Source organism: Micromonospora sp. NPDC005367, assembly GCF_040606825.1.
Lineage (GTDB): Bacteria > Actinomycetota > Actinomycetes > Mycobacteriales > Micromonosporaceae > Micromonospora.
The window spans coordinates 26,272-44,554 of sequence record NZ_JBEXFP010000020.1; the positions used below are offsets into that span (position 1 = coordinate 26,272).

Sequence of the window (18,283 nt, forward strand, 5' to 3'; positions counted from 1 at the left end):
TCTGCCGGAGCTGGGTCAGGCGAGGTCGAACCGGTCGAGTTCCATGACCTTGGTCCAGGCCGCCACGAAGTCGGCCACGAACTTCTCGCGGGCGTCCTGGCTGGCGTACACCTCCGCGAGGGCGCGGAGCTGCGAGTTGGAGCCGAAGATGAGGTCGACCGCGGTGGCGGTCCACTTCACCTCATCGGTGGCCAGGTCCCGGATCTCGTACACGTGCTCCTCGGCCTCCGACGCCTTCCACCGGGTGCCCGGGGAGAGCAGGTTGACGAAGAAGTCGTTGGTGAGCACGCCGGGCCGGTCGGTGAGGACGCCGTGCGTCGTGCCGCCGACGTTGTTCCCGAGGGAGCGCAGGCCACCCACGAGGACGGTCATCTCCGGGGCGGTCAGGTTGAGCATGTAGGCACGGTCGACGAGCAGCACCTCCGGCTGGGTCTTCTCGCCGGGACGCAGGTAGTTGCGGAATCCGTCCGCGCGCGGCTCGAGGACCCGGAAGGACTCGACGTCGGTCTGCTCCTGGCCGGCGTCGGTACGGCCCGGATGGAACGGCACGGTCACCTCGACGCCGGCGTCGCGTGCCGCCTTCTCGACCGCGGCCGAGCCGGCCAGCACGATCAGGTCCGCGAGCGAGATCTTCGCGCCACCGGCGGAGTTGAACTCCCGCTGGATTCCCTCGAGGGTCTCCAGGACCGACGCGAGCTGCTCGGGCTGGTTGACCTCCCAGCCGCGCTGCGGCTCAAGGCGGATCCGCGCGCCGTTGGCGCCGCCGCGCTTGTCGGTGGACCGGTAGCTCGCGGCGGAGGCCCAGGCGGTGGAGACCAGCTGCGCGGTGGTGAGCCCGGACGCCAGGACCTTCGCCTTGAGCGCGGCGATGTCGTTGTCACCCACCAGCTCGTGGTCGACCGCCGGCACGGGGTCCTGCCACAGCTGGGTCTCCGGGACCCACGGGCCGAGGAAGCGGCTGACCGGGCCCATGTCGCGGTGCAGCAGCTTGTACCAGGCCTTCGCGAAGGCCAGCGCGAACTCGTCGGGGTTCTCGAGGAAGCGACGGGAGATCTTCTCGTACGTCGGGTCGACGCGCAGCGCCAGGTCGGTCGTGAGCATCGTCGGCTTGTACTTCTTCGACGCGTCGAACGGGTCCGGGATGATCTCCGGGGCGTCCTTGGCGACCCACTGCTTCGCGCCACCCGGGCTGGTGGCGAGCTCCCACTCGAATCCGAAGAGGATCTCGAAGAAGCGGTTGCTCCACTGCGTCGGCCGGTCGGTCCACGTCACCTCGAGACCGCTGGTGATCGTGTCCGGGCCGTTGCCGCTGCCGTGGGTGCTGAGCCAGCCCAGGCCCTGCGCCTCCAGCGGGGCACCCTCGGGCTCCGGCCCCACGTGGTCGTCGGCGACGGCCGCGCCGTGGGTCTTGCCGAAGGTGTGCCCACCGGCGATGAGGGCGACGGTCTCCTCGTCGTTCATCGCCATGCGGGCGAAGGTCTCACGGATGAAGTGCGCCGCCGCGGCCGGGTCGGCGTTGCCACGCGGACCCTCCGGGTTGACGTAGATGAGACCCATCTCGGTCGAACCGACGTCGGCCGCCATCTCCTTCTCGGAGGCGTAGCGCTCGTCGCCGAGCCAGGTGTCCTCCGGTCCCCAGAAGATCTCCTCGGGCTCCCAGACGTCCTCTCGACCGAATCCGAAGCCGAAGGTCTTGAAGCCCATCGACTCCATCGCGACGTTGCCGGCGAGCACGAGCAGGTCGGCCCAGGAGATCTTCTGACCGTACTTCTGCTTGACCGGCCACAGCAGCCGGCGGGCCTTGTCCAGGTTCGCGTTGTCCGGCCAACTGTTGAGCGGGGCGAACCGCTGCGCGCCGTCGCCGGCGCCACCGCGACCGTCGTGGATGCGGTACGTGCCAGCGGCGTGCCAGCTCATCCGGATCATCAGGCCGCCGTAGTGGCCGAAGTCGGCCGGCCACCAGTCCTGCGAGGTGGTGAGGACCTGGATGATGTCCTGCTTGAGGGCCTCGACGTCGAGCTTGGCGAACTCCTTGGCATAGCTGAAGCCCGCCCCCAGCGGGTTCCCCTTCGGCGACTGGGCGTGCAGCACCGACAGGTCGAGCTGGTTGGGCCACCAGTCGCGGTTGGTACGCGGACGACCGCCGGTCTTGGGAGTCGGCGAGTCGATGGCCGGGTTCTCGCTCTCGCTGCCGTGCGCGGTCACCGAGTCGTGCGCGACCGGGCAGCCTGCTGCCGCCTTCTTGTCCACGCCCTGCGCGCTCGAGGGCTGGTCCTGGGTGTCGCTCATGAACTTCCTTCCGAACTGACGGATCGCTGGGAGGTGCGTTCGGTCGCGCAGTCGGGGCAGGTGCCCCAGTAGACGACCTCCGCCTCGTCGACCACGAACGCGTGATCTCCGGAGGCGGTGAGACAGGGAGCGTGGCCCACGGCGCAGTCGACGTCGGCGATGGCACCGCAGGAGCGGCACACGACGTGGTGGTGGTTGTCGCCGACCCGCAACTCGTACCTCGCGGTCGCACGGGCGGGTTGGATGCGCCGCGCCAGACCGGCGTCGGTGAGTGCACGCAGCACGTCGTACACGGTCTGGTGGGAGACCGTGGGATGGTCCGCCCGTACCAGTGAGATCACCGTGTCGGTGTCGACGTGCGGATGGTCACGCAGCGCCGCGAGCACCGCCAACCGGGGCCCGGTCACGCGCAACGAGGCCGCCCGAAGCTGGGCCTCGAAACCGGACGTCATGTGCTGAACATAGCCCAATCTTCTGGAACTGCTCAAGATTTGACTCGGCTTCAATCCACTCAGTTCGCCGCAACTCGGTGCGCCGTCGGCGGCGGCCCTACGGCGCGGTCAGCGGCGCGGGAGCCGAGGATCTCCCGTTCCCCCGGGTACTTCCTCGGACGACGGTCACGAGGCCACGGCCCGTTCGCGGATCTCCACCGCCGTCTCGAGCATCTGCCGGGTGCTGGTGAACCACTCCTGCAGGTTCAGATCCACGATCAGCTCGTCCGCGCCCGCCTCGGCGGCCGTTCGGACATCGTCCATGATCTGGTCGAGGGTGCCGACGAACGGGGATCGGCCGGGTCCTGCCGGACGGTCGGTGAAGGTCACGTTTCCGACCACGATCATCTCCATCCGGCTCGTGTCCCGGCCGTAGCCGGCGGCCATCTCCCGGATACGGTCCCAGCTCGCACGCAGTTCTGCGGCTCCGGCGGGCCCCGGGGTGCTGAGGAACGGCAGCCAGCCGTCCGCGCGTCGGGCTATCCGCTCCACCGCCTTGAACTTGGTGTTGCGGCCGATCTTGCTGCCGCCGCCGCCCAACAGCACGGGGATCTTCGACACTGGCTTGGGCAGGACCGAGGCGCGGTCGATGGCCGCGCGAGGGCCCCGGACGGTCACCGGGTCCGACCCCCACACGGCATCGAAGACGTCGAGCGTCTCGTCGAGGTAGCGGCCGCGGTCCGCGCCGGTCGCGCCGGTGGCCCGGAACTCGTCTGTGGACCAGCCTGCGCCCAGACCCGCGACCAGGCGGCCGCCGCTGATCTGATCGATCGTGGCCAGCGTCTTCGCCAGCTGGACCGGTGCGTGGAGTGCAGCGATCAGCACAGAGGTACCGAGGCGCACCCTTTCGGTCGCCACCGCCGCCGCCGTGAGGACTGCCAACGGGTCGGCCGCCTGCCGCTGGCTCTCCGGCCACGGCACCCCGGGCACCCCGGCGTACGGGTCGGCTGGCGCCTCGGGGAACAGCAACCGCTCGTACGTCCACAAACTGGCGTAGCCGGCCGCTTCGGCCGTTCTGGCCGCTTCGACCAGGTCGTTCTGCAGGTCGACGCCCAATCGCTGGGGCAGCCGAAGTCCGAGCTTCATCTGGAACCTCCGGGTAGTCCGTCGTTGTGGCCGCCGCGGAAAGTGAGCCGTGCCGCAGGAACGTCCCGACTATCCGACATAGCGCATATTTCCGCCATTCTCGGTCCGCCCGCCAAGTCTGAACCCTCACACTGATGTGAAGGTCAATGTAGGTTTGGGCACATGAAAATCGGCGAGCTCGCGGAGCGTACGGGCACGTCCCGTCGGCTGCTGCGCTACTACGAGGAGCAGGGGCTGCTCACGCCCAGCCGCGGCCCCAACGGTTACCGCGAGTACCAGGAGCCACACGTGTACGTCGTGCGGCAGATCAAGGGGCTGCTCGACGCCGGACTGCCGACCCGGATCATTCGGGAACTCCTGCCGTGCCTGGACAAGCCGCAGGCCATCTACGTCCCCGACGTGACACCCGAAATGATCGACACCCTGCGACGCGAACAGGCTCGGCTGTCCGAGCGCATCGAGTGCCTGACCCGCAACAGAGACGCGATCGCCGACTACCTCGAGACGGTTCTCGAAGTTCGCTCCCGCGACGCCACGCCGCGGATATCGCCTGCCCGGGGAGACTGAGGCATCATCATGGCGGTGAGCTGAGATGCCGAGGTCGACCGGTCGAGGCATCAGACTCTTCCGCCAGGACTCGCGGCGCACACGATTCGGGCCATCGCCGCGAGACGAGTTGCCCAGGAGCAGCCGATGATCAGCGACGCGACGCTCACCCGCATCAACCAAGGGGTGCAGTTGCACCACCACCAGGGCCAACGTGAGGCCGCCCGCGACCTGTTCGCGCAGATCTGGGATGAGATCGGCGGGCAACAAGGCGACCCCTTGCACATTTGCGTCCTGGCACACGCCATGGCCGATGTGCAGGACGACGTACACCAGGAGCTGGTCTGGGACCAGCGAGCACTGGCGGCGGCCGACCAACTGACCGACACCCGGGTGGCGCAGGCCGGGGTGACGCTGCCGGTGGCCGGCCTGTATCCGTCGTTGCACCTCAACCTGGCGGAGTGCTACCGCAAGCTCGGCGATCTCGACCGCGCCCGCGAGTACCTCCAGCGTGCGCAGGCGGGAATCGGCGCGCTCGGCGATGACGAGTACGCGCAGCTGATCAAAAGCGGCATGGACCGGATGGTGCAGCAGCTGACCTCCGAGTAGACGCGCTCTACGGAAGGGAATCGGCCGCGGGCGGCGTCGCCGCGCGACGCCCCGGATCAACTGGCGGACGGCCGCGACGAATCCCCCTCCTTCCGCCCACTGCTGCCCTGCCCCGAATGCTCGGACGAGTCGATATCGACGCTGATCGACGCGCGAGTTGCGGCAGGTCTGGACGCCGCGGGGACCGGCTCCCTGGCAGGGCGTTCGAGGTGGCGCTCAGCCTTCGGAATACGGCTACCCGCCGGGGCAGCGGGTATCGCCGCCGCTGTGCTCCTGGCAGATCGTGGGCGGTGGAGGGGAAGGCGGGGCCGGGACGAGCTCTCGGTACGCTCCGACGGCGACCGGAACGGCGAGTACCCCCAGACCGAGCGCGATGACCAGGTAGACAGCGGCGGTCCGGCGCAACAGCCCACCGCGGGCCACGACGGCGATCACCGCCGGGCCAGCCACCACCTCGGCGGCCAAGAGCAGCAGTGCCACGTTCGCCTTACGAGCCAGTACGTCGGCACCGGCGCCCTGGTCACTGTGCTGGTCCGCCCAGCCCTCGATGCCGATGCTGAAGATCCACCCGAGCAGCACCAGCGCGCCGATGAGCCATGCCACCGTCAGCAGCGCGACGGCGCCTGGCGCCCACGGCGCCGCAGGTCGGCGATCCACGCTCGCACGGTATAGACGAAAGGCAAGTGAGGCCAGGCGGGGTGACACGACGGCTCACCGCGTCACCATCCATCGGCGCTCACGACACCTCTCCCCCGGAGCACCTCGTAGTCCGGCCGTCCTCGCGGCGTTGATGGTTCACCTCGGTAGGCCTGGTTCGTCGGGCTGGGCGGGGTTCGCTGTGCGTTCCGCACTGACGGCAATGCTGCCCAGCAGAGCGAGCGCCTGCGCTGAGGGTGTGCCAGGTTCGGCGTGATAGATCACGAGGACCTGATTGTCGGTACCGGCGACGATCAGCTTCTCCCGGTACAACTCGAGATCACCGACTTCAGGATGGTGCAGGCGAGCCTGGCTGCTGGTGCGCCGGACGATGTCCTGCCGCTCCCAAAGCCGTCTGAAGCGTTCGCTCTTGAGGGAGAGCTCGCCGACGAGTGTCACCATGCGAGGATCCGTCGTTTCGGTGCCCATGACGGCGCGCAGCTGGCCCACGGCGGCGGCGGTGGCCTGCTCCCAGTCGTCGTGCAGTTCCCGGTCGCGCGGGTCGAGGAACGCGGCGGCCAGCCGGTTGACGCCGGTACGCATGTTTGGCGACAAGGTTTGGGCCAGTTGGTTCGCGGCGAGCACTGTCAGTTGACATCCTCTCCGCCCTAAAGGACGGAGATTCCCTCCACGCTGCGCGTGGAACACGCGGCGTACCGTCGACCCTGCTCACCTCGCTCCGAGCGACGGGCGCCGCCGCCTGGCCCGCTTCACCGACAAAGCAGCGGCAGCAAACCAGGCCATCGCCGACGAGGTCAGGCGGATCGCGGAACGCAGGGGCGTCGCAGCGGCCCAGGTGGCTACCGCGTGGGTCGCCGCCCGGAGCGAGAAACTGGGCATCTCGGTGGTGCCGATCCCCGGCACCAAGCGGGCGTCATGGATCGAACAGAACGCGGCCGCTCTGCAAGTGCAGCTCACAGCGGAAGACATCGGAATCCTCGACGATCTGGCCGGTCGGGTCGTGGGCGCCCGCTACTAGCGGGTCCTGCCGACCCGGCGGCACGTCTTGCCTGGAAGGTTCACGTCAGCAGTGGCGATGTGGGTGGTGCCACCGCTTCAGAAGGCCCGCTATCGTGACCAGCACGGCCACCAGGACTGCCTAGACCAGCGCTACGCGATCTGGGAGGGGCAATGACCAGTTTCGTGACGCTGGGTGCTCTCGCGGCCGTTGCGGCGGTCGGTCTCCTGCTGCTGATCCGCCGGCCCGCAGCCGCCCAACGGCTCGTCCGCCTGGCCGGCCTGGTGATCACCGTGCTGGTCGCCGCCGTTCTGACCCCGTGGACCGTGCAGGATTCCGGAGCGGCGGCAGGCTATCTACTCGGTGTGCCGGTCCTCGCGGCGACGGTTCCACTGCTGGCCAAGCGTTCCGCTCGCTCCGCCGGGATCGCCGACCTCATCGCGGCGGCCGTCATCTGCGGCTGGGGGCTGTTGCTGGCGCTCGGCATCGGGATGGCGTTCCTACCCGTGGTGCCGCTCTACGTGGTCAGCGCGATCCGAAGCGTCGCACCGCGCATATCGCCCCTCAGCTGATCTGGACACCGGCAGCCATCGCAGCTCCCCGCCCCTGACGGTTGCCCTTTGACCTGCGTGGGCGGGACTGGGTTGAGTTCCGTTCGGTGCCGTTGGGCGCGGTGCACAGCCGTTCAGGGCAACCCGTGGCGATGGTGACCAGCGACCGTCCGCAAACGTCACTCAGCCCACATAGCCGCCAACATCCCAAGCCAACCCGGAGCGCGAAAAGACGACGCGTAGCTGAACTCGCGGGAGCAGCCATTCCGAGGAACGGTACGTCGTCGTCACCGTCGGCTCGGACCCCGAACATGCGCCCCCGCCACCTGACCGACGGACCACATGTATTGCAATGGCTCTACTTTCCCAGCGATCTTGTCAGGGCAGCGATACCTGAGTGCCCGACCAAGACGCCACAGGTCAATGTCGTCGGTGATCCCGTCCGGTCAGGAGCAGTCGAATCGGTGGTCGTAGGGACGCTCCGGGCATGTCGTGCAGACGAAAATGTAGATGCCTCCGGCGTCGCCGAGCATCAATCCCGCCGGGTTCTGAAGCGACCGCCACGGATGGTCATCGGGGCTGTCGAAGCCCCAGCCGACCATTGCGGGCCGATCCTCCAGCGGGACCCAACGTCGCTCGTCGCCCCGGCTGAACTCCCACGTGGCGATGGTGAGCAGATGCTCCATCCGGCTGCCGCACAGGCAAACCGGCCAGTCAGGCGACTGCGTCCAGCCGGGGTAGCCGCCGACCTTGATCCCGGGGGCGACCGCCAGGTCGCTGTCGTACTCCCAGCCGTGGTCTGCCTCGACCCGCCGTGCCGCTTCCTGGATCTGTGACCACACCTCGCGTGGCAGGTCGTACGACGGATACTCGACCACCCGCTCGGGATCGACGACGCATGGGTCGGGCACATACCACGCCTCGGCGTCCTCGGACGGGGCCGGCATCGTCGGCAGTCGTGGGCCGATCGCTGATCGTCGCCGCCACCGCAGGCGTGGAAGCGGAGCGCTCCAGGGATCATGGTCGAACGGGCACCACAACACCTGCAGCACGTCCGAGCCCTCGGGGAACGTCAGGTCGGGCACGTCGTCGGCGACCAGCTGCAAGACCGGCACGAGCGGCACCCCAGCCTCGGCCGGGTGGTCGTCCAGGCCAATGCCGTCACAGGTCGGCCAAGGCTCGTTCGCCGGCCACAACAGCGGGCCGCCGACGGAGCTCTGCTCCTCCGACGGCGAGCCCTTTCGTGGATGCAGCCGGGTGGTGGTCCGCGCGAGCGCACGCAGCTGCGGGAAGACGGCATCCATGTCGAAAGGAGCCTGCGGGGTCGTGTGCACGGCCGAGATCGTACGGATTGGCAGCGACCGGCTCCAGATCGCCGGCCAGCACTATCAGCGGCGGACCTGCCGCCCCAACTCGATGGCTGTCGGGTTCCGGCTCGCGCCCGTGATGGCCGGCCCGCGACATCGAGAGCCCGCTCGGGTAGGGTCCGTCGGGGGTGCCCCGAATGAGTTTCCGGCTGGCGGCATACGCCGTGTGCATCGAGGACGAGCGGGTACTGCTCGCCCATTGCGTGCCACCGGCGGGCGACGCTCACTGGACTCTTCCTGGCGGCAAGGTCGAGCACACGGAGGATCCGTTCGATGCGGTGATCCGGGAGGTCGCCGAAGAGACCGGCTACGACGCGTTGGTGGAACGCCTGCTGGGCGTGGACTCGAGGGTGGTTCCCGCGGCCGCGGCGTTGCTGGGGATCGAGCACCAGAACGTGGGCATCTTCTATCGAGTCCGTGTCACCGGTGGCACCCTCCGTCCCGAGGTGAACGGCGATGTCGCCGAGTCGGTCTGGACTCCGATACCCGACGTGGCTCGCCTGCGCCGATCCTCGCTGGTCGACGTCGGTCTCGCACTGGCGCAGACCCTACCGGCCACCGGCCACGTCGCTCGCGTCCCGGTCGGCGGTCTGATTCAGCACTGAGACCGCGATGCCGACGCCGGCGTCGCCGAACCGGTCCGGGAGCAGTGGCGTAACGGTTCGAATGTGTCTGAGGACTACTTTCCGGCCGCTCCCGTGCAGGATCGACGGGCCGCATACTTGCCAGCATGAGCCTTGCGATCCGCCTCTTCGGCGGCCCCACCGTGACATTCGACCTCGGGGGCCTCACCTTCATCACCGACCCGACGTTCGACGCCCCCGGTGAGTATCCGATCGGTGACCGTACCCTGACCAAGACCGCCGCCGCGGCCGGCACACCCGCCGACGCCGGCCCGGTCGACGTCGTCCTGCTCTCCCACGACCAGCACCCGGACAACCTCGACGCCTCGGGTCGCGACTTCTGCGCCACCGTGCCGCTGGTGCTGTGCACCACCACCGCGGCCGAGCGGCTGGGCCCGCCCGCCCGCGCGCTGCCCACCAGCACGCACATCGACCTGCCGCGGCGGGACGGCGCCGGCAATCTGCAGGTCACCGCCGTCCCCGCCCAGCACGGACCCGACGGGACCGACCACCTGACCGGCCCGGTCACCGGGTTCGTGCTGCGCGGCGACGGGGTGCCCACGGTGTACGTCAGCGGCGACAACGCCTCGCTGCGGGTGGTCAGGGAGATCGCCGACCGATTCCCGGACATCGACGTCGCGATCCTGTTCGGCGGCGCCGCCCGGACCCCACTGGTCGGAGACGCGAACCTGACCCTCGACGCGAACGAGATGGTGGAGGCAACCAAAATCCTCGGCGCGTCGACAGTGGTCCCCGCCCACATCGACAGTTGGGCCCACTTCACCGAGGGCCTCGCCGACGTCCGTGCCGCGTTCACCGCCGCCGGCCTGGCCGACCTCCTCCTGGTGCCGCAGCCTCCGCAGAGGTCGTGAATCCGCACCTCGTCGAACGAGAGGCAACCGGCGACAGCGGTGGTTGTCTACAGCGAGTCGATGGCCGGCTTCAGCACATCGGTGCACCACTGGCGGAACGTGGTCGGGGTGCTGGTCCGCGCCGTACGGGCGACGCCGTTGTCCAGGCCGTTGTTCTTGGCGAGAGCCATGTCGAGCAGGGCCTGGGCCATCGGCTCGGAATAGCCGGACCGCATCATGTTCACCTTGTACACCTCGCCCGGGATCTGCTGGTAGCGCACCGGTCGACTGAGCACGTCGGAGATGACCGCGGCCACCTCGTCGTAGGTGAGGTCCTTCGGGCCGAGCACCGGAACCTCGTCGAACCCGGTCCAGGTGTCGTCGCGTAGCAGCCGGGCGGCGACCGCGGCGATGTCCCGGGTGGCGGCCATCGGTGCGGGCAGGTCGGGCAGATTCGGGCCGTAGAGGACGCCCTCGGCTGCGATCGGGCCGGCCTGCCACAGCGTGTTGTCCATGAAGGACGGCATGGTCAGAGCCCGGTACGGCACACCGGTGTCGGCGATCAGGTCATCCATGGCCAGCGTCGCGGTGACGTGACCGGCGCGCCCGGCGACCGGCGTGCCCCGACCCAACGCCGAGATACCGACCACCCGCCCGACGCCCTGCGCCGTGAACGCATCGAGCACTGGGCGTGTGAAGCCCGAGAACGCGGCGTCGACAGTCTCCGCGCGCGGATCGGCCGCGACGAGCCAGAAGACGGCGTCGGCGCCGGCGAACGCTTCGGCCACCACGGCGGGGTCGCCGTGGGAGCCGCGCACGATCTCGACCCGCTCGGCCACGCCCGGTGCGAGCCGCGCCGGGTCCCGGACCACGACGCGGACCAATGCGTCGTCGTCGAGCAGATCCTGCACCAGCCGGCGGCCGATGTTGCCGGTCGGAGCGGTAACCACGATCATGTCTTTCCTCAATTCGGTGTCGAAGCTGACGCGGTCCAGTGAACGCGGGTCGGATGCTCGGCGGAAGGATCGCTTCCGTCCCGATTGATACCCTGACGGTATGAGTGATCTGGAGACGCGGCAGCTGCGCTATTTCGTGGCGGTCGCCGAGGAGCGGCACTTCGGGCGGGCCGCCGAGCGGCTGGGCATGGCACAGCCGCCGCTGTCCCGTGCGATCCGCGACCTGGAGCGGCAGCTCGGCGTGCAGCTGCTGATCCGCACGACGCGCCAGGTCACGCTCACCTCGGCCGGGGAGACGCTGTTGGCCGACGCCCGGGTGGCGCTGGACGCGGTCGCCGCGGCGGAACACCGGGCCCGCCATGCCGGGCGGCCGGTGCGGACGCTGCGGCTGGCGCTGAAGGCGGACCACGACGCCGGACTGCTACCGAAGATCATGGACGCGTACCGGACCCTGCCGGTGGAGCTGCTTCTCGGCGGGCACGGCGAGCAGGTTCCGGCGCTGCGTGACGGGCGTGCCGACGTGGCGCTGCTGCCGACGCCGTTCGACGAGCGTGGGCTGGACGCGGAGCCGCTGGTGACCGGCCCGCGCCTGGTGGCACTGGCGGCCACCGACCCGCTGGCCGCCCGGACGACCGTACGGCTGTCCGACCTGGTCGGGCGGCGGCTGCCGGACGGTACGCCGGCCGAGACGGGCCGCACGCCGCAGCCACCCGCGAACTGGCGGAGCAGACTGGACCTGTCGCAGATCTTCAACCTGGTCGAAGTCGGCAACATCGTCTGGTTCCTGCCCGACTGGGTGGCCCGGCGCTTCCCCCGCCCCAACATCGCCTATCGACCGGTGGACGGACTCGAACCGACGACGCTGGCGGTGGCCTGGCCGGCCGAGTCGCGCTCACCTGCCGTGGCGGCCTTCGTACGCACCGTCAAGGAGATCGCCGAGGCCACCATCGACCGCGAATCGGAAGCCCCTGATCAGCCCGCCGTGAGGTGATCGCGAGTAACCGGGTTCACCGGCGTTGCAGCAGCCCGCGCTCGGCCATGTAGGCGCGCAACGTCTCGGCGTCCTCCGCGGACATCAAGCCGCGTGGGATCACGGTGGCCGGCATCCGGCCGACGTACACGATCCAGAACTCAGGGGTGTCCCTCACCTGGGCGACCCCGTCCCAGGCGATACCGCCGGACTCCGAGCCGCTGCGCATCATGATGTTGTCGTCGGTGATGTCGTAGCCGCCCTCGACGGCGTAGCGACTGGATCTACGGCGGGCGCGCAACCGCACCCACGGCGCGTACAGCATCGACAGCAGACCACCCACGACCAACGCGGTGCACAGCGGTGTCAACCGGTCGCCCCACGCTGACCCCCGCGAGACGGCGAAACCGATCGCCCCGACCGCCGCCAGCACCGCGCCGATATATCCGTACTTGCGCAGCCGGACGCTGCTGAGCGCGGCGGCCACCCGGCCTGGATAGGTGGGATCGGCCGGGACGTCAAAGCGGATGTGCACGCCAGAACGATAGTGCCCGCCGCCCGCCTCCGGGATCGGCGCCTCGGCTCTTCGTGCGGCTGCTCGACCACGATTCCCTTCGTGGGATCCGGCCGACGAACACCACCGGCGGAGCCGGCGGACGACCTAGCGTCAGGAAGGACCTGCCGAGCCGCGAGGACGGGAGCGGATCGTGGAGAGACACCGCCGCGACAGCCCCGTGCGGCCGCCTGGGGAGTCGACCGGCCTCTGGCGCCAGGGGCTGAACCTCGGCGCCAAGGTCATGCAGGAGACGACGCCGCTGAAGGGCTTCGACGCGTACGTCGTCGGTTTCCATCCGGCGAAGGACGACCCGTCGATGCAGATGGAGGCGCACCACTACTGCCGTCAGGTGAACGACGACTTCCTACAGTGCGTGCTGTTCGACGGCAACACCGCCGAGGCAAACCTCATCGGCATCGAGTACATCGTCTCCGAGCGGCTGTACGGGACGCTGCCCGAGGGCGAACGCCACTACTGGCACCCGCACAACTACGAGGTGCTCGGCGGTTCCCTGATCGCGCCGGGCCTGCCGGAGCCGGCCGAGCGGGCGTTCATGGCGGTGCTGATGAACAGCTATGGAAAGACCTGGCACACCTGGCACACCGGCCGCCTCGACACCGGTCCGGGCGACCCGCTGCCGTTCGGTGACCCGATGCTGATGTGGTCGTTCAACCGTGACGGGCAGTGCGATCCGGCCCTGGAACAGCACCGCAACGAGGCCATGGGAGTCGACCGTACGGAGAAGCGCTCCTCGCGCTCCGGACTGGTGGACCGGGCGCACCCGCAGGACGGGGTGGCGCTGCTCGACCGCGCCTTCCCGGACGGCACCCCCCTTGCCGGCGCGGTGGACCGCTCCGAGACCACCTGACCGGCAGTACCTCGCGGCTCACACCGGCACGGCTGTTCGAAGCGGACACACCTCTCGCCAGATCACGTTTCGCTCCCGGGCCGGCCGGCGGTGCTCTGCCGTACGACCAGCTTCGGGACGACCAGCGGCAGGGCCTGCGGCTCGGTTCCGTTGATCGCCTGGGTCACGGCCGTGATCGCGCGGCGGCCCACGGCGTCGAAGTCCTGTTGGATGGTGGTCAACGGCGGGACGAGGTATGCCGCTTCCGGTACGTCGTCGAATCCGGCGAGCGAGATGTCCTGCGGCACCCGTCGGCCGCGCTCGTGCAATGCCCGGAGCACGCCGATGGCCATCTGGTCGTTGGCGGCGAACACCGCGGTGGTCCCCCGCATCTCGCAGATCCGCGACCCGGCGACATAACCGCTGTGGGCGCTCCAGTCACCCTGGACCGGCTCGGGCGGGCGGAGGCCCGCTTCGATCATCGTTCGGCGCCAGCCTTCGACGCGGGCGCGGGCCTCCGCCCAGTTGAGCGGGCCGCTCACGTGCACGATCTCGCGGTGCCCGAGCCGCAGGAGGTGTTCGGTGGCCAGGCGAGCGCCGAGCACCTGGTCGACGCCGACGGTCACGTTGGCCCTGGACAGGTCGCCCTCCACGACGACGAAGGGCACGCTGGTGCGGGTCATCCGCACCACGTCGAGAGCCTCGTCGTTGCTGGCGATCATCACGACGCCCTCCACCCCGACGCGCATCAGGTGTTCGGTGGCGTCGATGAGGGCGTGCAGCGTCACCGCCGAGAGGCTCACGGAGGTGGCGAAGTATCCGGCGGCGCGGGCGGCGTCCTCGACGCTGCGGTGGATGCTCGTCGGACCGAACAGCGTCCTGGCCGTACCGATGATGCCGATCATTCCGGAGCGTCCGCGGACCAGGGCCCGGGCGGCGATGTTGGGGCGGTAGCCGAGCCGCTCGATGGCCTCGAGGACCCGCTGCCGGGTCTCCTGCCGGATACTGGGCGCGCCGTTGATGACCCGGGACACCGTCTGGTGCGACACGCCCGCGAGGCGAGCGACGTCGGCCATGACCGGTGGCCGGGCGGCGGCCGCCGAAGCCGCCGCCGTACGAAGCTCGCCCTGGCGGGCCGTTCGTTCTCCCATGGGATCAGTTCCTCGTGCGCCTCGTGAGTTCCGCGGGGGTCAGTGTGAGTGACGGGGCACGGCGCTGCCGCTGCCGCCGACGAGGAAGTCGAGGTCTGCGCCTCGGTCGGCTTGCAGGACGTGCTCGCTGTACAGCCGTACCCATCCCCGGTCGGCGACCGGGGGTGGTGGCTGCCAGGCGGCGCGGCGTCGGGCGAGTTCCGCGTCGTCGACCAGCAGGTCCAGGCGCCGGGCCGGAACGTCGACCCGGACCTGGTCGCCGCTGCGCACCAGCGCGAGCGGGCCGCCCACCGACGCCTCCGGGGCCACGTGCAGGATGCAGGTTCCGTACCCGGTGCCGCTCATCCGGGCGTCGGAGATCCGCACCATGTCGGTGACACCGTCGGCGAGCAGCCGCCGGGGCATGGGCACGTTACCCACCTCGGGGAATCCGGGGTAGCCGCGTGGTCCGGCGTTTCGTACGACGATCACCGTGTCGGGGGTGACATCGAGGTCCGGATCGTCGGCGGCGACGACGTAGTCCTCGATCCGGTCGAAGACGAGTGCCGGTCCGGTGTGCTTGAGCAGGTGGGCGGAGGCGGCGGAGACCTTCAGCACGGCTCCGGACGGTGCGAGTGACCCGCGCAGCACCACGGTGCCGGAGCCGGCGGGTTGGACCGGCTCCGCGAAGGTGGCGATGACCTCGCGGTTCCAGCACTGGGCGCCGCTGATGTTCTGGGCCACGCTTTCTCCACTGACCGTGACCTGCTCCAGGTGGAGCAGTGAAGCGATCTCCTTCATCACCGCCGGAACACCGCCCGCGTAGGCGAAGTCCTCCATCAGGTACGTCCCGGACGGCATCAGGTTGACGAGCATGGGCACGTCCGCGGTGAGGGTGTCGAAGTCGTCCAGCGACAGGGGTACGCCGAGGCGTCCGGCGATCGCGAGCAGGTGTACGACGGCGTTGGTGGAACCACCGATCGCGGCGTTGACCCGGATCGCGTTCTCGAACGCCTGCCTGGTGAGCACGGTGGACAGACGTTGGTCCTGCTCGACCATGGCGACGATCCGGCGGCCGGCGGCGTGCGCCAGCGCGTACCTGCGCGAGTCGACCGCCGGCACGGCGGCGGCCCCCGGCAGTTGCACGCCCAGCGCCTCGGTCACGCAGGCCATCGTGGAGGCGGTGCCCATGGTCATGCAGTGACCCCGGCTGCGGGACATGCCGACCTCCGCCTCGGCGCAGTCGGCCGCGGTCATCCGGCCGGCCCGCATCTCCTCGGTGAAGCGCCAGACGACGGTCCCGGAGCCGATGTCCTGGCCGCGGAACTTGCCGTTGAGCATCGGACCACCGGTGATCATCAGAGTCGGCAGGTCGACGCTCGCCGCGCCCATCAGCAGGCCGGGGGTCGTCTTGTCGCAGCCGGAGAGCAGAATCACCCCGTCGAGCGGGTTGGCGCGGACCGACTCCTCCAACTCCATCGCCAGCAGGTTGCGGTAGAGCATGGTCGTCGGTCGCATGAGGGGTTCGCCCAAGCTCATCGCCGGGAACTCCAGCGGCAGGCCGCCGCTCTCCCAGACGCCCCGCTTCACCGATTCGGCCAGGTCTCGCAGGTGGGCGTTGCAGGGGGTCAGCTCCGACCAGGTGGTGGCGATACCGATCACCGGGCGACCGTCGAAGACGTCGTCCGCGAACCCCTGGTTGCGCATCCAGGACCGATGGATGAACCCGTTTCGGCCTTCCGCGCCGAACCACTGCCCGCTGCGCAGCTGTCGATCGGTCGTCGTCATCAGCACGCCTCCGTGATCTGGACGGCCGCGGGGGTACGCGGCGATCGAAGTGTTTGCTCGGCCGATGGCACGGTGCGGCCTATCTGAGGCCGCCGACCGACAGACCGCCGCGCCAGTGCCGTTGCAGGCTGAAGAACGCGACGATCAGCGGGATCACCGAGACGAGCGAGCCCAGGATGATGAGGCTCCAGAGGGAGGTGCTCCCCGCGTTGTTCGCCGAGGCGATGCCCTGCCAGAGGCCGAGGCCGACGGTGACCGGGAACAGACGGTTGTCGGAGAGCATGGCCAGCGGCAGGAAGTAGTTGTTCCAGGAGGCCACCGCCGACAGGAGCAGCACGGTGACGACAGCGGGTCGCATCATCGGCAGGGCGATCCGGAGGAAGGTGCGCAGCTCTCCCGCGCCGTCGACCCGTGCCGCGTCGAGGAGTTCGTCGGGGACCGCGTCGCGGGCGTACACATGCATCAGGTAGACGCCGAACGGATTGAGCAACGACGGGAGGATGACCGCCCAGACCGTGTTCGTCATGCCGAGCCGGGAGAACATGATGAAGGTCGGGATGACCAGGGCGGTGGCGGGCACCATCAACGCGCCGAGCACGACGGCGAAGCTGAAGCGCCGGGCGGCGAACCGGTACTTGGCGAACCCGTACCCGGCCATGACCGACAGGACGGTGGCACCGATCCCACCGGCGATGGCGTAGAGCGTGGAGTTGAGGATCCACCGGAGATAGATGCCGCCGTCGTAGGTGAACAGCTGCTTGAGGTTCCCGAGATAGTCGACGCGGTCGGTGAACCACATGGTGTTTCCGCCGCCGAACAGGCCCGGCGCGTCCTTGGAGCTGTTGACGAGGATCCACCAGAACGGTACGAGGAAATAGATCACCAGGAAGCCGAGGAGGATCTGCAGCGGGAGATAGCGTTGCGGTCGGCGGGTGCCGGCGCGGACGCTGGTGCGGTCGGCCATCTACAGGAAGCTCCTCCGCTTGCGGGTGAAGAACAGGAATGCGTACACGCAGATGAACACGACTCCGCCGAGGGCGAACGAGATCGTCGAGCCGTAGTTGAAGTTGGCGAGTGAGAACGCCTGCTGGTACGCGTACATGTTGGGCGTGAAGTCCGACCCGATCGTGCCGGCGGCGAGGTACCGCAGGATCTGCGGTTCGTTGAAGAACTGCAGGGTGCCGATGAGCGAGAAGACCAGGATCAGGATCAGAGCGGGCGCGATCAACGGAATCTTGATACGTAGCGCGATCTGCCATCGTCCGGCGCCGTCCATCCGGGCGGCCTCGTAGAGCGACGGGTCGACTCCCTGCAACGCCGCATACAAGATGATCATGTAGTAGCCGGCCCACTGCCAGGTCACGACGTTGAGCAGACCGTAGAAGATCAGGTTGCTGCTGAGGAAGTCGGGTGCGGTGGCGCCGAACAGCCCGAAGATGTCGGTGAGCGGGCCGAACCCCTTGCTGTAGAGGAAACCCCACATGACGGCGCCGATGACGGTGGGGATCGCGTACGGAAGAAAGATCAGCAAGCGGGAGAAGCGGGTGAACCGGGTGGTCACCGCGTCCAGAATGAGGGCCATCGCGAGCGCGATGACGATCTGCAGCGGGATGGCGACGAGCGAGAAGCGGAGCACGAACCAGACGCCGGACAGGAAGCTCGGGTCGGTGAACGCCTTCACGTAGTTGTCGAAGAGGACGAAGCTGGTGCCGCCGATCAGCTTCTTCTGGAAGAGGCTGAGGTACAGCGCGTACGCCAGCGGCGCGATGAGGAACGCCAGGAACACGACCCCGAACGGCCCGACGAAGAGCCATCCCATCAGGTGTTCGCGAAGGTGTACCTTGCCACGGATCTTGCGCGTCTCAGGCTGTGTACGCGCTGCGCGCTTCTCGGTCAGGGATGTCATCTTGGTCTCCGGGACGTGGACGCTGAGGGGGAGGGTGGGCCGGCCGCCCAGTGCCGGCGCGGC

19 protein-coding genes and 1 pseudogene are annotated in these 18,283 nt (G+C 69.1%); 8 read left to right on the forward strand and 12 right to left on the reverse strand.

Annotation, left to right across the window (positions count from 1 at the left end):
* Positions 1–15: 15 nt before the first annotated feature.
* From katG to ABZS42_RS16320, 3 genes are all read right to left on the reverse strand, one after another.
* A complete protein-coding gene (gene katG / locus ABZS42_RS16310) occupies positions 16–2,289 on the reverse strand; it encodes a catalase/peroxidase HPI (RefSeq protein ID WP_355145943.1) in 2,274 nt (757 codons plus the stop codon).
* Positions 2,286–2,741, reverse strand: coding sequence for a Fur family transcriptional regulator (locus tag ABZS42_RS16315; protein WP_355145945.1), 456 nt, complete (start codon positions 2,739–2,741; stop codon positions 2,286–2,288). Before ABZS42_RS16315 ends, katG begins: the two co-directional genes overlap by 4 nt.
* A gap of 165 nt (positions 2,742–2,906) precedes the next feature.
* Positions 2,907–3,866, reverse strand: coding sequence for a TIGR03619 family F420-dependent LLM class oxidoreductase (locus ABZS42_RS16320; protein ID WP_355145947.1), 960 nt, complete (start codon positions 3,864–3,866; stop codon positions 2,907–2,909).
* 162 nt (positions 3,867–4,028) lie between these two features.
* Here ABZS42_RS16320 and ABZS42_RS16325 point away from each other — a divergent pair, with 162 nt between their 5' ends.
* Positions 4,029–4,433 carry a MerR family transcriptional regulator gene (locus tag ABZS42_RS16325; RefSeq protein WP_355145949.1) on the forward strand — a complete coding sequence of 135 codons (405 nt, stop codon included), beginning with the start codon at positions 4,029–4,031 and terminating at the stop codon, positions 4,431–4,433.
* Between the two features lie 126 nt (positions 4,434–4,559).
* Positions 4,560–5,021, forward strand: coding sequence for a tetratricopeptide repeat protein (locus ABZS42_RS16330; protein ID WP_355145951.1), 462 nt, complete (start codon positions 4,560–4,562; stop codon positions 5,019–5,021).
* A gap of 234 nt (positions 5,022–5,255) precedes the next feature.
* Here the strand turns inward: ABZS42_RS16330 and ABZS42_RS16335 are convergent, their stop codons facing one another.
* Together ABZS42_RS16335 and ABZS42_RS16340 are read right to left on the reverse strand one after the other, a co-directional pair.
* Complete coding sequence (locus ABZS42_RS16335) at positions 5,256–5,678, reverse strand: hypothetical protein (RefSeq protein WP_355145953.1); 423 nt, start codon at positions 5,676–5,678, stop codon at positions 5,256–5,258.
* Between the two features lie 138 nt (positions 5,679–5,816).
* A complete protein-coding gene (locus ABZS42_RS16340) occupies positions 5,817–6,302 on the reverse strand; it encodes a hypothetical protein (RefSeq protein WP_355145955.1) in 486 nt (161 codons plus the stop codon).
* Between the two features lie 112 nt (positions 6,303–6,414).
* On the opposite strand from ABZS42_RS16340, the pseudogene ABZS42_RS16345 reads away from it, so the two are divergent.
* A pseudogene (locus ABZS42_RS16345) lies at positions 6,415–6,696 on the forward strand (aldo/keto reductase); the annotation flags it as partial.
* Positions 6,697–6,848: 152 nt separating this feature from the next.
* Entirely contained in the window at positions 6,849–7,247 is a 399-nt protein-coding gene (locus tag ABZS42_RS16350) for a hypothetical protein (protein ID WP_355145957.1), read from the forward strand.
* Between the two features lie 425 nt (positions 7,248–7,672).
* Here the strand turns inward: ABZS42_RS16350 and ABZS42_RS16355 are convergent, their stop codons facing one another.
* Positions 7,673–8,560 carry a hypothetical protein gene (locus ABZS42_RS16355; RefSeq protein ID WP_355145959.1) on the reverse strand — a complete coding sequence of 296 codons (888 nt, stop codon included), beginning with the start codon at positions 8,558–8,560 and terminating at the stop codon, positions 7,673–7,675.
* Positions 8,561–8,730: 170 nt separating this feature from the next.
* Here ABZS42_RS16355 and ABZS42_RS16360 point away from each other — a divergent pair, with 170 nt between their 5' ends.
* Both ABZS42_RS16360 and ABZS42_RS16365 read left to right on the forward strand, forming a co-directional pair.
* Positions 8,731–9,198 carry an NUDIX hydrolase gene (locus tag ABZS42_RS16360; RefSeq protein ID WP_355145961.1) on the forward strand — a complete coding sequence of 156 codons (468 nt, stop codon included), beginning with the start codon at positions 8,731–8,733 and terminating at the stop codon, positions 9,196–9,198.
* 125 nt (positions 9,199–9,323) lie between these two features.
* The gene (locus ABZS42_RS16365; RefSeq protein WP_355145963.1) at positions 9,324–10,088 is read left to right on the forward strand and encodes an MBL fold metallo-hydrolase; all 765 of its coding nucleotides are present in this window, start codon (positions 9,324–9,326) and stop codon (positions 10,086–10,088) included.
* A gap of 47 nt (positions 10,089–10,135) precedes the next feature.
* Here the strand turns inward: ABZS42_RS16365 and ABZS42_RS16370 are convergent, their stop codons facing one another.
* Entirely contained in the window at positions 10,136–11,023 is an 888-nt protein-coding gene (locus ABZS42_RS16370) for an NAD(P)H-binding protein (protein ID WP_355145965.1), read from the reverse strand.
* Positions 11,024–11,123: 100 nt separating this feature from the next.
* Here ABZS42_RS16370 and ABZS42_RS16375 point away from each other — a divergent pair, with 100 nt between their 5' ends.
* The gene (locus tag ABZS42_RS16375; RefSeq protein ID WP_355145967.1) at positions 11,124–12,014 is read left to right on the forward strand and encodes a LysR family transcriptional regulator; all 891 of its coding nucleotides are present in this window, start codon (positions 11,124–11,126) and stop codon (positions 12,012–12,014) included.
* A 16-nt stretch (positions 12,015–12,030) separates the two neighbouring features.
* Here ABZS42_RS16375 and ABZS42_RS16380 read toward each other — a convergent pair whose 3' ends face one another.
* Positions 12,031–12,528 carry a YcxB family protein gene (locus ABZS42_RS16380; RefSeq protein WP_355145969.1) on the reverse strand — a complete coding sequence of 166 codons (498 nt, stop codon included), beginning with the start codon at positions 12,526–12,528 and terminating at the stop codon, positions 12,031–12,033.
* Positions 12,529–12,700: 172 nt separating this feature from the next.
* Between ABZS42_RS16380 and ABZS42_RS16385 the strand changes: the two genes are divergently transcribed.
* Positions 12,701–13,417: an OBAP family protein gene (locus ABZS42_RS16385; RefSeq protein WP_355145971.1), complete on the forward strand. Its 717-nt coding sequence runs from the start codon at positions 12,701–12,703 to the stop codon at positions 13,415–13,417.
* 62 nt (positions 13,418–13,479) lie between these two features.
* Here the strand turns inward: ABZS42_RS16385 and ABZS42_RS16390 are convergent, their stop codons facing one another.
* From ABZS42_RS16390 to ABZS42_RS16405, 4 genes are all read right to left on the reverse strand, one after another.
* Positions 13,480–14,547 (reverse strand): LacI family DNA-binding transcriptional regulator, encoded by a 1,068-nt coding sequence (locus tag ABZS42_RS16390; RefSeq protein ID WP_355145973.1) that lies wholly within the window; start codon positions 14,545–14,547, stop codon positions 13,480–13,482.
* Positions 14,548–14,586: 39 nt separating this feature from the next.
* A complete protein-coding gene (locus ABZS42_RS16395) occupies positions 14,587–16,314 on the reverse strand; it encodes an IlvD/Edd family dehydratase (protein ID WP_355145975.1) in 1,728 nt (575 codons plus the stop codon).
* Between the two features lie 79 nt (positions 16,315–16,393).
* Positions 16,394–17,278, reverse strand: coding sequence for a carbohydrate ABC transporter permease (locus tag ABZS42_RS16400; protein WP_355145977.1), 885 nt, complete (start codon positions 17,276–17,278; stop codon positions 16,394–16,396).
* Positions 17,279–18,220: a sugar ABC transporter permease gene (locus tag ABZS42_RS16405; RefSeq protein ID WP_355145979.1), complete on the reverse strand. Its 942-nt coding sequence runs from the start codon at positions 18,218–18,220 to the stop codon at positions 17,279–17,281.
* Positions 18,221–18,283 lie beyond the last annotated feature (63 nt).

Bases quoted from the DNA above. Each gene is read 5' to 3' on its own strand.
- ABZS42_RS16350 (WP_355145957.1), top strand. From the start codon at position 6,849: ATGACCAGTTTCGTGACGCTGGGTGCTCTCGCGGCCGTTGCGGCGGTC.
- ABZS42_RS16315 (WP_355145945.1), bottom strand. From the start codon at position 2,741: ATGACGTCCGGTTTCGAGGCCCAGCTTCGGGCGGCCTCGTTGCGCGTG.
- ABZS42_RS16375 (WP_355145967.1), top strand. From the start codon at position 11,124: ATGAGTGATCTGGAGACGCGGCAGCTGCGCTATTTCGTGGCGGTCGCC.
- ABZS42_RS16370 (WP_355145965.1), bottom strand. From the start codon at position 11,023: ATGATCGTGGTTACCGCTCCGACCGGCAACATCGGCCGCCGGCTGGTG.
- ABZS42_RS16325 (WP_355145949.1), top strand. From the start codon at position 4,029: ATGAAAATCGGCGAGCTCGCGGAGCGTACGGGCACGTCCCGTCGGCTG.
- ABZS42_RS16400 (WP_355145977.1), bottom strand. From the start codon at position 17,278: ATGGCCGACCGCACCAGCGTCCGCGCCGGCACCCGCCGACCGCAACGC.
- ABZS42_RS16320 (WP_355145947.1), bottom strand. From the start codon at position 3,866: ATGAAGCTCGGACTTCGGCTGCCCCAGCGATTGGGCGTCGACCTGCAG.
- ABZS42_RS16395 (WP_355145975.1), bottom strand. From the start codon at position 16,314: ATGACGACGACCGATCGACAGCTGCGCAGCGGGCAGTGGTTCGGCGCG.
- ABZS42_RS16330 (WP_355145951.1), top strand. From the start codon at position 4,560: ATGATCAGCGACGCGACGCTCACCCGCATCAACCAAGGGGTGCAGTTG.
- ABZS42_RS16390 (WP_355145973.1), bottom strand. From the start codon at position 14,547: ATGGGAGAACGAACGGCCCGCCAGGGCGAGCTTCGTACGGCGGCGGCT.
- ABZS42_RS16365 (WP_355145963.1), top strand. From the start codon at position 9,324: ATGAGCCTTGCGATCCGCCTCTTCGGCGGCCCCACCGTGACATTCGAC.
- ABZS42_RS16360 (WP_355145961.1), top strand. From the start codon at position 8,731: ATGAGTTTCCGGCTGGCGGCATACGCCGTGTGCATCGAGGACGAGCGG.
- katG (WP_355145943.1), bottom strand. From the start codon at position 2,289: ATGAGCGACACCCAGGACCAGCCCTCGAGCGCGCAGGGCGTGGACAAG.
- ABZS42_RS16405 (WP_355145979.1), bottom strand. From the start codon at position 18,220: ATGACATCCCTGACCGAGAAGCGCGCAGCGCGTACACAGCCTGAGACG.